Raw genomic sequence first — 13,214 nt, forward strand, 5'->3', positions numbered from 1 at the left:
GACTTCTGGCGCGCTCTACCCGCCGTGCCCTCGCCGCCAGATGTCGGCCGGCCCGGCTTCTCGTGACGCGGGCGTCAGCCGATGGGGGAAGTGGGTGGGGCCGGTGCGGCGGCGGGGGGAGGGGTGGTGGCGCCGGGCCAGGATTCGTCGAGGGTGCCGTCGGGGCGGACGGCGTAGCGGGTGGAGGTGACGGTGCCGGTGGCGGCCGCGCGCTCCTCGCGGACGACCGTGCTGCCGTCCAGCCGCCAGGTGGCCGCCGCCTGCGGGTCCGCCACCGAGGTGCGGGAGGTGACGGCGACGGGGGTGTCCCCGGTGAAGGTGTAGAGCTGGACGAGGTCGACCGAGGTGGAGCCCTCCGCCCGCCGCAGGACGACCACCGCGGCCGGCAGGCCCTTGTACCGGGCCGGCAGCACCGCGCTCAGCGCGACCTGCGGCCCGGCCCCGACGGAGTGCCCGTTCTGCAGCGCGATGGCCGGCCCGCCGGCTCCGTCGGGGTAGCTGCGGTTGGGCCAGTCGACCGCCGGTACCGGTGCCTGCGGCGGCGTCAGACCGGCGTCGGCACCTGCGCGCGCCGCGGCCGGGAGCGGCGCGGTCGCGGCCGGCGGTGCGACGTCCGCCGAGGTCCCCGGCACCGCCTGCTCGCCGCCGGAGCCCGTGGTCGCCACCACCCCGGTCGGCGGCCGCACGCTCCGGTTGTCCCGGTTCTCGCACCCCTGAGCCGCGGCGATGGCCAGCGCCACTCCGATGGTCACCGTGACGAAGACGACCAGCCGCTGCCGGAGCAGCCGCTGCCGGGCGGTGCCGGGCCGTCCGCCGGGGGCGGGGGTGTGCTGGCGGTCCCGGGGGCGTGCCCGGTCGCGGGGGCCGGGCCCGGGGCCGGGGCGGGCCGGCGGCGGGGTCTGCGGACGGTCCGGACGCTCCCGCAGCGGGCGGGTCACCGGTGTCGGCTCGGGCCGGGGGGCGGGTGCGGCCGGCCCCTGCTGCGGGCGGCGCCCGGCGGCTCCGGCCGCCTGTGCGCCGGGGCGGCCCGCCACCGCCCTGGCCCGTGCCGCGGCGGGCGGCTCGGGGGAGCGTCCGGGGGCAGGTACTCCCTGACGGCCGTTCTCCTGCCGGGCCGGAGCCGGAGCCGGAGCGGCCGCGCCCCGCCCGGGCCGCGGCGCGCGGGTGCTGCCGCCCGCCGCTCCGCGCGCCGCCAGCTCGCTGAGCCGCTCGTGCAGCGCGGCGGCCCCGGGCCGCTCGGCGGGCTCCTTGGCCAGGCAGGCGCGGATCAGCGGCGCCAGTTGCGGTGGTACGGCCGAGAGGTCGGGCTCCTCGTGGACGACCCGGTACAGCATCACTTCGGAGGACGCCCCGGAGCCGAACGGGGTGTCCCCGGTGAGGGCGTACGCGAGGGTGGCGCCGAAGGCGAACACGTCGGTGGCGGGCGTGACGGCGGCTCCGCGCACCTGCTCGGGCGCGAGGAAGCCGGGGGAGCCGACCGCGGTGCCGACGTGGGTGAGCGTGCTGGCGCCGCGCGACCAGGCGATGCCGAAGTCGATGATCCGCGGGCCCCGGGGCGAGAGCAGGATGTTGGAGGGCTTGAGGTCCCGGTGGACCACGCCGGCCTCGTGCACCTTGACCAGTCCGTCGGCCAGTGCGGCCCCGATCCGGGCCGCCTCGGGCCAGCTCAGCGGGCCTTCGTCGCCGACCCGCTTGTAGAGCGAGGGCCCCGGCACGTACGCGGTGGCCAGCCAGGGGCGTTCGGTCTCGATGTCCGAGCCGACCACGCGCGCGGTGCAGCCGCCCCGGATCCGGGAGGCGGCGGCGATCTCGCGGGCGAAGCGGGTGCGGAACTCCTGGTCCTCGGCGAGCTCGGCGCGGATCAGCTTGAGGGCGACGCGCTGCCCGCGGCGGTCGGACCCGAGGTAGACCACGCCCATGCCGCCGGCGCCCAGTCGCCGGTGCAGGCGGTACGGCCCGACGATGCGGGGGTCCTCACGCCTCAGCCGCATCATCGCCATGTTTCGTTCCCCGTCAGCCGGTGGGTGAGGCCCCGTCGGTTGGGCCATCGTCAGTTCCTGTCTGGCACAGCTTACGGACTGCCCGCTGCGGTGTGCTGATACGCAACACCTGAAGCCACCGTGCGATTGTCCGATCTTGCGCTGACCTGCAGGTCGCAGGGGTGTCGAAGCGCTTCTCGGGGTTTCCCCTCAGGGTTCCCTCGGGGGTCGGATGAGCCTTCCGTCCCCCTGCGGTAGTAGGCCCCGAGTCTGATCGTCATCCTCCCGGACGTCCGAGGAACAGTACGACGGCATGACGCCCGGAGGACCCCCCGACCAATAGCGTTGTGCTCAGCGGTGGACGGGGAGCTCGTCCCCCGAGGTAAGCCGTCCACCGCGCCAACTCGACCGGATCAGGAGCAAGGACATGCCACCGCAGCTCACGGGAACCCCCCGCCGCCGTCGGCCGGCCTTCGTCCAGTCCCGGTCCGCCGAGCAGCCCACGCGGCATCCCGCCGTGGCGCTGGCCATGGCCCTGCCGTGCGCCGTGCTCCTGGTGCTGCTCTTCGGCGGGTGGGAGCAGATGGCGAGCCAGGCCCAGGCCGTCGCCGATCTGATCGCCCGCTGAGCAGGAAGAAGGACACCGGCCTCGAGGCCGGTCGAAGACGGGCACCGAACCCCTGGGGACGGGGAGCGGTGCCGCCGGGGAGGCCGCGGCCGCGATGACACGCGGACGGGCGAGGAGCGGTGCGCAGAGCGCCCCGGCAGGCGGAGATGCCGCGTGCGGACGTCGGTGAGGGCGTCCGTACGCGGCTCTTCTCTTTTCTTTCCCCGACGCTCCCCGGCACACGGCACGGCGGCGGGGCAGGGCCGCAGACAGACGACAAACGGCCGGGGCCGCGACCCTGACGGATCGCGGCCCCGGCCGTTACTGTGCGCGATACTGGGATTGAACCAGTGACCCCTACCGTGTCAAGGTAGTGCTCTCCCGCTGAGCTAATCGCGCCTGATGTGGCGGTCCTGCAGCGGACCCCGACGGGTCCGACGTGCGCGATACTGGGATTGAACCAGTGACCCCTACCGTGTCAAGGTAGTGCTCTCCCGCTGAGCTAATCGCGCCGGGTGTGGCGGTGTTGCAGCAGACCCTGAAGGGCCCGTTACTGTGCGCGATACTGGGATTGAACCAGTGACCCCTACCGTGTCAAGGTAGTGCTCTCCCGCTGAGCTAATCGCGCCGGGTGCGGCGGTCCTGCAGCGGACCCCGATGAGTCCGACGTGCGCGATACTGGGATTGAACCAGTGACCCCTACCGTGTCAAGGTAGTGCTCTCCCGCTGAGCTAATCGCGCGGGGAGGTCTCCCGGTGGAACCGGGGGAACCTCTTGGAGGTGGAGACGGGATTTGAACCCGTGTACACGGCTTTGCAGGCCGTTGCCTCGCCTCTCGGCCACTCCACCAGGCAACACATGAAGAACGATCCTACACTGTTCTCCACCGAGCGGACGACGAGATTCGAACTCGCGACCCTCACCTTGGCAAGGTGATGCTCTACCAACTGAGCCACGTCCGCCTGTCTCCCAGGGCCTTCACCGCTTTTCTTCGGCTGCGCTCCCTGGCGACGTGTTGAACTCTAGCGGATTCCCGGGCCAGCTAAAAATCCGTTCCCGCAGCATGCCGAGGGGATGGTCGACGAGTGCCGTCCCGTCAGCCCTCCCGGCAGGTCACCGGCCGCCACCTGCGGTGCTCCCGGACGATCATCCGCAGGTCACCCGGCGCACACCCGGGTGACGCACACGGGTGCTCGTACGCGGGGCGCGAGCCGGTCCGGGCCCCGCGCCCCCGACCTACACTTCAGGCACCGCCGCCCAGCACCACCGCGCAGGAGAACCGTGTCCGGCCACCCCGACCCCCGCACCCCGCTCGCCCGCTTCGGAGGCCGCCTGGCCACCGGGCTGCGCGACGTCACCTCGGACCCGGCCGCCCTCGACTCCGCCGGCTACTGGGCCGTCGCCTACGACTTCGAGGGCCGGCTCACCTGCGCCCGCTTCGACGAGGTCCGCCCCGCCCCCGCCCCGCCCTCCGGCGCTGGCTGGCGAGGACCGCAGGCCGGCAGCTGGTACAGCTCCCTCGACCGCGCCGCCTACACCGCGGGCGTGCGCCGCATCCGCGAGCACATAGCCGCCGGCGAGGTCTACCAGGCCAACCTCTGCCGGGTGCTGTCCGCACCGCTGCCCGACCCGGACCGCAGCGACGTCGACGCCCTCACCGGCCTCCTCGCCCACGGCAACCCCGCCCCCTACGCCGGCACCATCCGCCTGCCCGGTCACGGCGTCGAGATCGCCACCGCCTCGCCCGAGCTCTACCTGCGCCGCACCGGCCGCACCGTCTCCTCCGGCCCGATCAAGGGCACCGGCCGCACCGAGGACGACCTCCTCGACAAGGACCACGCCGAGAACGTGATGATCGTCGACCTGGTCCGCAACGACCTCGGCCGGGTCTGCGAGACCGGCAGCATCACCGTCCCCGACCTCTGCGCCGTCGAGAAGCACCCCGGCCTGGTCCACCTGGTCTCCACCGTCGAGGGCGCCCTGCGCGAAGACGCCGGCTGGCCCGAGCTCCTCGCCGCCACCTTCCCGCCCGGCTCCGTCACCGGAGCCCCCAAGTCCAGCGCCCTGCGGATCATCGAAGCCCTGGAGACCGCCCCGCGCGGCCCCTACTGCGGCGCCGTCGGCTGGGTCGACGCGGACCGCGGCGAGGCCGAACTCGCCGTCGGCATCCGCACCTTCTGGATCGACCGGACGGACCCGGGCGCACCCGTCCTGCGCTTCGGTACCGGTGCCGGCATCACCTGGGGCTCCGACCCCGAGCGCGAATGGGCCGAAACCGAACTGAAGGCCGCCCGCCTGGTCGCGATAGCGTCGGGCAACGAACCCGGAGCCGAGCCCGCAGCCGAGCACGGAGCCGAGCCCACAGCCGAAACCGGAGCCGAGTCCGGTCGCGGATCCGAGCCGACCGGGGCCTGAGCCCCCACCGCCTAGGAGCAGCCCGATGCACAACCGCACCACGAGCTGGGTCAACGGCACGCTCGTCGACTCCGCCGACGCGGCCGTCTCCGTCCTCGATCACGGCCTCACCACCGGCGACGGCGTCTTCGAGACCATGAAGACGGTCGACGGCCGGGCCTTCGCGGTCACCCGCCACCTGGACCGGCTCACCCGCTCCGCCCGCGGCCTCGGCCTGGCCGACCCCGACCACGACCTGGTCCGCGAGGCCTGCACCCGGGTCCTCGCCGCCAACCCCGCACCGCTCGGCCGGCTGCGCATCACCTACACCGGCGGCAACGGCCCGCTCAGCTCCGAGCGCGGCACCACCGGCCCCACCCTGGTCGTCGCCCTCAGCCCGATCACCCACCGCCCCGACGAGACCGCCGTCACCGTCGTCCCCTGGCGCCGCAACGAGCACAGCGCCGTCGCCGGCCTCAAGACCACCTCGTACGCCGAGAACGTCGTCGCCCTGGCCGCCGCCCACCGCGCCGGCGCCTCCGAGGCCCTGTTCGCCAACACCGCCGGCCTGCTCTGCGAGGGCACCGGCTCCAACGTCTTCGTGGTCCTCGACGGCCGCCTGCTCACCCCCACCCTCGCCTCCGGCTGCCTGGCCGGCATCACCCGGCAGCTCGTCATCGACTGGTGCGGCGCCGAGGAGGCCGACCTCCCGCTCGGCGCCCTCCGGAACGCCGAGGAGGTCTTCCTGACCTCCACCACCCGCGACGTCCAGGCCGTCACCCGCGTCGACGACCGCGAACTGCCCGGCACCGGCCCCGTCACCGCCAAGGCCATGGCCGTCTTCGCCGAGCGCAGCGGCGACGACCTCGACCCGTGACCCCCGACCCGCGGAGCGCGCGCCGACCGGGTGGATAACCCTCCGCACAGGGGGAAGGGACCACCACATGACCACCACGCTGCGCCCCGAGGGCCCGAAGACACCCACCGCGGCCGGCGGCCGCACCAGACGCTGGCTGATCCTCTCCAACGGTCACCCGGTCGGCGCGCTGCGCACCACCGCCGATCCGCAGGGCAGTCAACTCTGGGGCCGGATATCCGAGTTGGAGATCACCGAGGGACGCGGCCGGGGCCGGGGCACGTTCGGCGCCCTGGCCGCCGAGGAGGTACTGCGCAACTGGGGCTGCACCAGGGTGGACGTCGGCGTCCCCGAGGCGGCCACGACGGCGCGCGGGCTCGCCGTCGCCCTCGGCTACACCGAGCGGGCCCTGAGCATGTCCAAGCGGCTGGTCGCCGCCCCCGCGCTGCCCGCCGGGGTGAGCGCGCGCCCCTTCGACCCGGCCGACCTCGACGACTGGCTCGCCCGGTCGGCGGAGGGCTACCGCCGGTCGCTCGTCGGGTCCGGTCTCACCGAGGAGCAGGCCCGCGCCAGGACCGGCGGCGACGACCCGCCGAACCCCGTCCCGCAGGGCGTCGACACCCCGGGCGTCGTCCTGCGCAGGCTGTACGGCGCCGACGGCGGAGAGGGTCCGTACGGCTCGATCTGGGTGCAACTGCGGCTGCGCGACCTGCCGGACGGCGAACCGCTCGCCTGGGTGATGGGCGTCGAGGTATCCCCGGACCACCGGGGCCGGGGACACGGACGCACACTGATGCTGCTCGCCGAACGCGAGTGCCTGGCCGCCGGGGTGCACGACCTCGGCCTCAACGTCTTCACCCGCAACGAGGTCGCCGTCCGGCTCTACGACTCGCTCGGATACGAGGTCACCGAGCGCCTCTACGGCAAGCCGCTGTGACCTGACGTGTCGTCAGGACTCCTTCGCCGCCTCGATGACGGCCACGATCCGCTCGCGCAGCCCGTCCTGGCTCTTGCCGCCGTCGAGGCGCTTCCCGCCGATCACGTACGTCGGAGTGCCGGTGACCCCGATCGCCTTGCCCTCGGCCTGGTCGGCGTCGACGGTCAGCATGTGCCGGCCGTCGACCAGCGCGGTGTCCACCTCCTCGACGTCCGCCCCGACCTCCCGGGCCACGTCCAGCAGCACCTGCTGCCCACGCGCGTCCAGCTCCGCGGTGCGGGCCAGCAGCGCCTCCACGAACGGCCAGCCCAGCCCCTGCGCGAACGCCTCCTCGGCCGCCTCCGCGGCGGCGTAGGCGTGCTTGTGCTTCTCCAGCGGGAAGTGCCGCACCTCCACGGGCAGCGCGTCGCCGTACTGCGCGCGCAGCGCCCGTACGTCGTCCAGCGCGGTGTGGCAGTCCGGGCACTGGAGGTCGCACCAGAACTCGAGGCGGGGGAGGGAACCATCGATCATTGCCCCAGTGTTCCACTAATGGGCGCCCGCTCCGGCCGGAGGTGCGCCCGGAGGCGGACCGAGAGGAAGGCACCGATGACCAGGACGACCGAACACGAAGGAGCGCTTCCGTGCTGAGTGCGGCGATCAGTTTCGTCCTCACCGCGGGCGGGGTGGCCTTCGCGGGACTGCGGGCCTACCGGCGGCGCTTCCTGTCGGCGACCCGCTGGTTCGCGGTGGCCCTGCTGCCCGCCGGGCTCTACCTGACCGGCCTGTTCCCGCTGGCGAGCACGATCGCCGGGGAGTTCGCCGACTGGGCGGCCAAGCTGGTCTTCGACCCCCGGGTGTGGACGGGCATCGCGCTGCTCGGCGTCTCCGCGGTCCTGCTGGTCATCACCCGCTGGGTGGGCCGCCGGGGCGGCGCGGCGGCGGTGGAGGGCGCCCCGGAGCGCCCGGCCGCGGCCCGCCCGGCGCCCGAGCGCCAGGCGGTGGCGCCGACGCCGCCCGGGGCCCCGAAGAAGCAGGCCGCGGGCAAGCGGGACGACGGCCTCGGCGACTTCGCCGACATCGAGGAGATCCTCCGCAAGCGCGGGATCTGAGCGGCGGGGCCGGCGGGTCAGGCGGAGGGGACGGCCTCCGCCGACCGCTGGCGCGCCCGGTAGGCGGCGACGTGCAGCCGGTTGCCGCAGGTGCGGCTGTCGCAGTAGCGCCGCGAGCGGTTCCGGGAGAGGTCCACGAAGACCCGCGCGCAGTCCGGCGCCTCGCAGCGGCGCAGCCGCTCCCGCTCGCCCGCCACCAGGATGAAGGCCAGCGCCATGCCCAGCTCGGCCGCCAGGTGGTCGCCGAGCGCGGCGTGCGGTGCGAAGTAGTGGATGTGCCAGTCGTGGCCGTCGTGGTCGGTCAGCCGGGGCGTCGTGCCGGCGGCCGCGACGATCGAGTTGACCAGTTCGGCGGCCTCCGCGGTGGACTCCGTCGCGAACACCTCGCGCAGCCGGGTCCGCAGCTCGTGCACCCGCCGCAGGTCGTCCTCGGTCAGTGAGTCGATCTCGCTGATCTCCTGGCGGACCACGAAGGCGTCCAGTGCGGCGACGTCCGGCAGCCGCTCGGCGCCGCACACCTCGGGCGCGGTGTTGAGCAGCTCCACGAGGATGCTCAGCGCGCACTCGGTGTCATGGGTGATCAGCACGTTGGGGGCTCCTCGCGCAGGGGGACTCCGATACCCCGCGTCCGCGGTTACCCCAGACCATACCGGGCCCCGTGCCGGTGGGGCGGCGCCTTCTTTCGAATGCGTGTACGCAGTACGTCAAGGCGTACGAAACCGGGCGCCGTCCGGGGCGGCGGGCCCCGGGTCGGGGTGTGCGGACCCCGGCGGACGCGGCCGCCGGAACACGTCGACGCCCGGCGCCGAGGCCGGCCACCCGTGAGGATGGCCGGCCTCGGCGCCGGGCGTCTGCGGTGCTGGGGACCGCTCCCGTGGGAGCAGAACCGTTTCACCGGCCCCGAGGCCGCGTCGTGCGCGGCTGAGTCCGCTGCCGTGCCCCCGAGTAGGACGGCTGCGATGACGGCAGGGGCTGCGGCCCCGCCGACAGCGGGGCGTGACCGCCTCCGGACGGAGTCAGCTTTCGGCGAGGATGTGGGACAGCTCCCGGTCGAGGTCGAAGTGACGGTGTTCGGTGCCGGGGGGCACCGCGGCGTCCGTCCGCTTGAGGAACGACTCAAGCGCCCGGGCCGGGGCCTCCAGCAGGGCTTCTCCTTCCGGAGAGCTCAGGGCGATGCAGACCACCCCTTGCCCGTGGCTGCGCGACGGCCACACCCGGACGTCGCCGGTACCAGTGGGTCGGTGCAGCCCCTCCGCGAGGAGATCTCGGGCGAACACCCACTCCACGGTCTCGTCGGCGCCCGTGTGGAACGTGGCGTGCACGGCGTAGGGGTCGGCAGTGTCGTAGCGCAGGCCCGCTGGGACGGGCAGTGAGGATTCGCTGGACACGATGAGGCGCAGGTGCAGCTCGCAGCTGACCGTGGTGTTCATAAGCGCCATGGCCTTTCGCTCAGTGTGCGCTCGGGGAATCGCACGTCGGCGAACGGACCATCCCACCTCCAAGACCGATGTAAACCCCTCTGTCCCGATTCGGGCGCGAGTCGTACCCCTTACGGCGCATTGCGGATTCGCTCCGCAGCGGCCGGGCCGGGCAATACCCGGGCGCTTCTTGGTTAGTTTCCTGGCATGACTGTGCGAAACGACAAGACCGGCGGGAACACGGGAACGGGTGAAGCGGCCGAGGCTGTTGACGCGGCCGTCGACGGTGGGCGGGCGGTCGGTTCGAGGGCCCCGGCCTTCGTCCGCCGCTCGCCGACGCTGCACCGGATCTGGCAGATGGCGATCTTCCTGGCCGGCCTCGCGGTGGTGGTGCTCGGGCTGGTCATGCTGCCGCTGCCCGGCCCCGGCTGGCTGGTGATCTTCCTCGGCATGGGGATCTGGGCCACCGAGTTCGTCTGGGCCCAGCTGGCCCTGCGCTGGACCCGCCGCAAGGTCGCCGAGGCCGCCCAGCGGGCCATGGACCCCCGGGTGCGCCGCCGCAACCTGACGCTCACCGTGATCGGACTGGCCGCCCTCGTCGGGGTGGGCGGCTGGTACTTCGCCCGCTACGGCCTGGCCGTCCCCTGGCAGCCGGACGAGAGCTGACCTGGCCGGGTGCGGGGTCCGGGAGCCGGGAGGGTGGTCGGAGCACCCTCCCGGATGCGGTAATGTTTTCTCTGCACCCGGGCGATTAGCTCAGCGGGAGAGCACTTCGTTCACACCGAAGGGGTCACTGGTTCGATCCCAGTATCGCCCACCGGAATGCATTGTGATACGTGAGGCCCAGCCGATTATCGGCTGGGCCTCACGTGTATTTCCGGAATCCGCCTGAAGAGCCGTCGGTAATCGGCTGAGGCGCAGTCATCTTCCGTGCGGAGCGCGAGTTCTGCGGCGGTGCCGGTGCTACCCGGAAGGGCGAGTTGTACGACCGGCCCCGAATGGTGCTACAGTTCTTCTCGTTGCCCGGGCGATTAGCTCAGCGGGAGAGCACTTCGTTCACACCGAAGGGGTCACTGGTTCGATCCCAGTATCGCCCACCGGACAGCACGCAGGCCCTGACCAGGAAACCGGTCAGGGCCTGCGGCGCGTTCCGGGCCCGGGATCCCGGGGCCGCCCGCTACGCCGCCGCCTCACACCCGTGCTCCGGCTCCAGCCGGCGCCCACAGCCGCACCGGGCCGGCCGCAGCGGCCAGGACAGGTCCACCCGCTCCGGCGTCCCCGAGCGGTCGAACCAGTGCTGCAGCCCGCGCGCCTGCGCCGCGTGCCAGATCGCCTGCCGCAGGTGCAGCTCCGCCGCCGACAGCCCGCCCAGCGCCGCCGGGTAGCGGGCGCCTATCCGCCGGGTCAGCGCCAGCGCCGCCGTCGCGTCCGCCGCCGCGTCGTGCGCCCCGGCCAGCTCCACGCCGTAGTGGGCGCACAGGTCGGTCAGCGTCCGACGGCCCTTGCGGTAGCGGTCCACGTGCTTGTCCAGCACCCGGGGATCCAGCACCACCAGGCCCGCCGCCGCCAGCCCGCCGGCCAGCGTCACCCCGTGATGGCGGCGCAGCTCCCGGTCCAGCAGCGTCAGGTCGTAGGGCGCGTTCATCACCACCACCGGGCGCCCGGCCCGCGCCTCGGCCGCCAACGCGCGGGTGACCTCCGCCACCACCGTGCCGGCCGGCCGACCGTGGGCGCGCACCTGCTCGTCGGTGATGCCGTGCACCGCGCGGGCGCCGTCCGGGATCGGAACCCCCGGATCGGCGAGCCAGGTCGTGGTCCGGGCCGGTGCGCCGGGCGCGAGCTGGACGACCAGGGCGGCCGAGACGATGCGGTCGTTCTCCACGTCCACGCCGGTCGTCTCGGTGTCGAAGGAGGCGAGCGGGCCGGTGTACCAGTGCTGCTGCATGACTGCCCCTCAGACGAGCGTTGCGCCCGGTTGATACCCGGTCCTGACGCCCCTTCAACCCGTTTGGCCCAAGCCCGGCCGGGGATCCTGCCCATGACCGTCCCGTTCGAATCGACTGCCCGTCCGGACCGGGACGGGCCCGGAACCGGGGGAGGCCACGGGGCGATGGCACTGACCCAGCCGCAGCCCGAGGAGACGGCGACGACGGCGGTACTGCGGGGGAACCTCGCCGTCACCGCCTGCATGGAGACCCTGCAGGTCGGCTACCTGCACGCGGTGGCGGCCGCGGCCGGCTGCTCGCTCTCCCAACCCTTCCCGGACAACGGCATCGACTGGCACGTCAGCCACGGCTCCCGCGAGCACGAGGTGGACGACGAGGTCACCGTCAAGATCCAGCTCAAGGCCACCCAGCAGGTCGCGCCCGACCCGGCCGGGCCGTTCTTCAGCTTCACCCTGGACAACGACCACCTGCGCAAGCTCGCCCGGCCCCGGGTCGCGGTGCCGCGGATCCTGGTCGTGATGCTGCTGCCGCGCCGGGTCGACCACTGGCTGCGGGCCCGCCCGGACGCCCTGGAACTGCGGCACTGCTGCTACTGGGTCAACCTGGCCGGCCACCCCGTCACCGGGAAGCGGCGCACCAACGTCCGGCTGCCCACCGAGCGGGTCTTCGACGACCGCGCGCTCTGCGACATCATGGCCCGGGTCGGCGCGGGCGGCAGCCCGTGACGGCCCGGCCCCGGCAGGGAGGAACCGGACCCATGACACCGCCGTACGGACCGGGCGAACCGGCCCCGCCCCTGCCCGACCCGGCCACCGTCGACCCGAAGGTCCTGGCCACCCTGCTCGCCCGGCACGGCTGGGTCCGCCGCGGCGGACCGGCCGCCCGCTACGGACGCTGGACCCCGCCCGACGGCGAACCCGGCACCAGCCTGCTCGTCCCGGCCGGAGACGGCTTCGACGACGCCGTCGACCTCCTCACCGACGCCGTCACCGCGCTCTCCCGCTCCCGCACCCCCTCCGCCCGCGCCATCCTGCTCGCCCTCGCCGTCCCCGGCGACGAACTGCGCTGGCACCGCGAACCGCCCGGCCCCGACGGGACCACCGCCTGGGGCGAGGCCGAGCGGCTCCGGCGGGCGGCCCGCGGCATGCTCGCCGCCGGCGCCAAGGCCGCCCGCACCAGGGCCGGCTACTTCGGCGCCCGGCTGGACGGCCCCGCCGGGGACTTCCTGGACCGCGTCCTGCTGGTCGAACAGGGCGCCGCCCTCACCGCCCACACCCCCGCCCCCGAGGGCCGCGCCGCCGTCACCACCCTGGTCCGCGCCCTGGAGGCGCTGCGCGACGCCGTGGACTACCGCCGGGTCAGCGGCGGGCCCGAGGCCTTCGGGAACGCCGTCCGGTCCGGGGTCAGCCGGGAGCTCGTCCAGTCCGTCGAGGAGTTGGTGCGCGACGCGACGGCCGCCCGGCTCAGCGTCTCCTGGTCACCCGCCGCCGGAACACCGGGCGGCTTCGGGGACCGCCGGATCGACCTCGACTTCTCACCCGGCGACCTGCCCGCCCTGGTGGAGGCCGCCGACCTGCTGGAACGGATCGAACCCGCCGTCGCCGTCACCGTGCTCGGCGTCGTCACCCGGCTCAAGCGCGCCGATCCCACGGGCCCCGGCTCGGTACGGCTGCGGGTGCTGGCAGGCGCCGACGTCCGCGAACTCAAGCTCCGCCTGCCCGACCCCGACTACCGGCTCGCCGCCGAGGCCCACCTCGCGGGCCTGCCCCTGCGGGTCTCCGGCCGGCTGGACCGGCACGGCGGCTTCCGCCGGCTGACCCGCCCGCACGGACTGGAACTCCGCGGCTGGGAGGAAGGGGACCGCGAGCGCCTGCTGAAAGCGCTCGGGGAGCCGGCGGAGGGAGGGGGAGAAGGGGCGTAGGTGGACGGCAGGGGCGGCGCTCTCGGTACCATCGTCACGCGCAGCGCAGTGTTGCGTCCTCTGAA

Annotated in this window: 12 protein-coding genes, 8 tRNA genes and 1 pseudogene; 10 read left to right on the plus strand and 11 right to left on the minus strand. The window is 73.9% G+C overall.

All coding sequences use genetic code 11. The features are described from left to right. Positions 1 to 662: 662 nt before the first annotated feature. Positions 663 to 2,000: pseudogene (locus tag ACGF0D_RS06255) on the minus strand (serine/threonine-protein kinase); the annotation flags it as partial. Positions 2,001 to 2,406: 406 nt separating this feature from the next. Between ACGF0D_RS06255 and ACGF0D_RS06260 the strand changes: the two are divergent. Beyond that, a complete protein-coding gene (locus ACGF0D_RS06260; protein ID WP_392874617.1) occupies positions 2,407 to 2,607 on the plus strand; it encodes a hypothetical protein in 201 nt (66 codons plus the stop codon). A gap of 306 nt (positions 2,608 to 2,913) precedes the next feature. Here ACGF0D_RS06260 and ACGF0D_RS06265 read toward each other — a convergent pair. From ACGF0D_RS06265 to ACGF0D_RS06290, 6 genes are all read right to left on the minus strand, one after another. Continuing rightward, a tRNA-Val gene (locus ACGF0D_RS06265) sits at positions 2,914 to 2,985 on the minus strand. A gap of 41 nt (positions 2,986 to 3,026) precedes the next feature. Continuing rightward, positions 3,027 to 3,098, minus strand: a tRNA-Val gene (locus tag ACGF0D_RS06270). 44 nt (positions 3,099 to 3,142) lie between these two features. Further along, positions 3,143 to 3,214, minus strand: a tRNA-Val gene (locus tag ACGF0D_RS06275). A 41-nt stretch (positions 3,215 to 3,255) separates the two neighbouring features. After that, positions 3,256 to 3,327, minus strand: a tRNA-Val gene (locus ACGF0D_RS06280). A gap of 34 nt (positions 3,328 to 3,361) precedes the next feature. Then, a tRNA-Cys gene (locus ACGF0D_RS06285) sits at positions 3,362 to 3,435 on the minus strand. A gap of 40 nt (positions 3,436 to 3,475) precedes the next feature. Beyond that, positions 3,476 to 3,548: transfer RNA gene (locus ACGF0D_RS06290), tRNA-Gly, on the minus strand. A gap of 319 nt (positions 3,549 to 3,867) precedes the next feature. Here ACGF0D_RS06290 and ACGF0D_RS06295 point away from each other — a divergent pair. The 3 genes from ACGF0D_RS06295 (at position 3,868) to ACGF0D_RS06305 (ending at position 6,773) form a co-directional block, all read left to right on the plus strand. Further along, positions 3,868 to 5,001, plus strand: coding sequence for a chorismate-binding protein (locus tag ACGF0D_RS06295; protein WP_392914151.1), 1,134 nt, complete (start codon positions 3,868 to 3,870; stop codon positions 4,999 to 5,001). Between the two features lie 25 nt (positions 5,002 to 5,026). After that, a complete protein-coding gene (locus tag ACGF0D_RS06300; protein ID WP_392914152.1) occupies positions 5,027 to 5,857 on the plus strand; it encodes an aminotransferase class IV in 831 nt (276 codons plus the stop codon). Between the two features lie 67 nt (positions 5,858 to 5,924). Beyond that, complete coding sequence (locus ACGF0D_RS06305) at positions 5,925 to 6,773, plus strand: GNAT family N-acetyltransferase (protein ID WP_392914153.1); 849 nt, start codon at positions 5,925 to 5,927, stop codon at positions 6,771 to 6,773. Positions 6,774 to 6,785: 12 nt separating this feature from the next. On the opposite strand, the gene ACGF0D_RS06310 is transcribed toward ACGF0D_RS06305, so the two are convergent. After that, complete coding sequence (locus tag ACGF0D_RS06310; RefSeq protein ID WP_392874628.1) at positions 6,786 to 7,286, minus strand: DsbA family protein; 501 nt, start codon at positions 7,284 to 7,286, stop codon at positions 6,786 to 6,788. 110 nt (positions 7,287 to 7,396) lie between these two features. Between ACGF0D_RS06310 and ACGF0D_RS06315 the strand changes: the two genes are divergently transcribed. Further along, complete coding sequence (locus ACGF0D_RS06315) at positions 7,397 to 7,864, plus strand: hypothetical protein (protein WP_392914154.1); 468 nt, start codon at positions 7,397 to 7,399, stop codon at positions 7,862 to 7,864. A gap of 17 nt (positions 7,865 to 7,881) precedes the next feature. Here the strand turns inward: ACGF0D_RS06315 and ACGF0D_RS06320 are convergent, their stop codons facing one another. Beyond that, on the minus strand, positions 7,882 to 8,451 hold the full coding sequence (locus tag ACGF0D_RS06320; RefSeq protein WP_392914155.1) for a CGNR zinc finger domain-containing protein: 570 nt from the start codon (positions 8,449 to 8,451) through the stop codon (positions 7,882 to 7,884). A gap of 429 nt (positions 8,452 to 8,880) precedes the next feature. Continuing rightward, positions 8,881 to 9,294, minus strand: a complete 414-nt coding sequence (locus ACGF0D_RS06325) for an SsgA family sporulation/cell division regulator (RefSeq protein WP_030056266.1) — start codon at positions 9,292 to 9,294, stop codon at positions 8,881 to 8,883. A 195-nt stretch (positions 9,295 to 9,489) separates the two neighbouring features. On the opposite strand from ACGF0D_RS06325, the gene ACGF0D_RS06330 reads away from it, so the two are divergent. The 3 genes from ACGF0D_RS06330 (at position 9,490) to ACGF0D_RS06340 (ending at position 10,379) form a co-directional block, all read left to right on the plus strand. Continuing rightward, the gene (locus tag ACGF0D_RS06330; RefSeq protein WP_392914156.1) at positions 9,490 to 9,948 is read left to right on the plus strand and encodes a TIGR02611 family protein; all 459 of its coding nucleotides are present in this window, start codon (positions 9,490 to 9,492) and stop codon (positions 9,946 to 9,948) included. A 79-nt stretch (positions 9,949 to 10,027) separates the two neighbouring features. Beyond that, positions 10,028 to 10,099, plus strand: a tRNA-Val gene (locus ACGF0D_RS06335). Between the two features lie 208 nt (positions 10,100 to 10,307). After that, positions 10,308 to 10,379: transfer RNA gene (locus ACGF0D_RS06340), tRNA-Val, on the plus strand. Positions 10,380 to 10,459: 80 nt separating this feature from the next. On the opposite strand, the gene ACGF0D_RS06345 is transcribed toward ACGF0D_RS06340, so the two are convergent. Then, positions 10,460 to 11,227 carry an exonuclease domain-containing protein gene (locus ACGF0D_RS06345; protein WP_392874640.1) on the minus strand — a complete coding sequence of 256 codons (768 nt, stop codon included), beginning with the start codon at positions 11,225 to 11,227 and terminating at the stop codon, positions 10,460 to 10,462. 165 nt (positions 11,228 to 11,392) lie between these two features. Here ACGF0D_RS06345 and ACGF0D_RS06350 point away from each other — a divergent pair, with 165 nt between their 5' ends. Beyond that, positions 11,393 to 11,953, plus strand: a complete 561-nt coding sequence (locus tag ACGF0D_RS06350) for a DUF4365 domain-containing protein (RefSeq protein WP_392874643.1) — start codon at positions 11,393 to 11,395, stop codon at positions 11,951 to 11,953. Positions 11,954 to 11,985: 32 nt separating this feature from the next. Next, positions 11,986 to 13,149: a hypothetical protein gene (locus tag ACGF0D_RS06355; RefSeq protein WP_392874645.1), complete on the plus strand. Its 1,164-nt coding sequence runs from the start codon at positions 11,986 to 11,988 to the stop codon at positions 13,147 to 13,149. Positions 13,150 to 13,214: the final 65 nt, after the last annotated feature.

It is taken from the genome of Kitasatospora sp. NPDC048298 (assembly GCF_043201465.1).
GTDB lineage: Bacteria > Actinomycetota > Actinomycetes > Streptomycetales > Streptomycetaceae > Kitasatospora.

What these genes read in the sequence shown, in the direction of transcription:
- ACGF0D_RS06260 (WP_392874617.1), top strand. Translation starts at nt 2,407, where the DNA reads ATGCCACCGCAGCTCACGGGAACCCCCCGCCGCCGTCGGCCGGCCTTC.
- ACGF0D_RS06300 (WP_392914152.1), top strand. Translation starts at nt 5,027, where the DNA reads ATGCACAACCGCACCACGAGCTGGGTCAACGGCACGCTCGTCGACTCC.
- ACGF0D_RS06305 (WP_392914153.1), top strand. Translation starts at nt 5,925, where the DNA reads ATGACCACCACGCTGCGCCCCGAGGGCCCGAAGACACCCACCGCGGCC.
- ACGF0D_RS06310 (WP_392874628.1), bottom strand. Translation starts at nt 7,286, where the DNA reads ATGATCGATGGTTCCCTCCCCCGCCTCGAGTTCTGGTGCGACCTCCAG.
- ACGF0D_RS06325 (WP_030056266.1), bottom strand. Translation starts at nt 9,294, where the DNA reads ATGAACACCACGGTCAGCTGCGAGCTGCACCTGCGCCTCATCGTGTCC.
- ACGF0D_RS06330 (WP_392914156.1), top strand. Translation starts at nt 9,490, where the DNA reads ATGACTGTGCGAAACGACAAGACCGGCGGGAACACGGGAACGGGTGAA.
- ACGF0D_RS06345 (WP_392874640.1), bottom strand. Translation starts at nt 11,227, where the DNA reads ATGCAGCAGCACTGGTACACCGGCCCGCTCGCCTCCTTCGACACCGAG.
- ACGF0D_RS06350 (WP_392874643.1), top strand. Translation starts at nt 11,393, where the DNA reads ATGGCACTGACCCAGCCGCAGCCCGAGGAGACGGCGACGACGGCGGTA.
- ACGF0D_RS06355 (WP_392874645.1), top strand. Translation starts at nt 11,986, where the DNA reads ATGACACCGCCGTACGGACCGGGCGAACCGGCCCCGCCCCTGCCCGAC.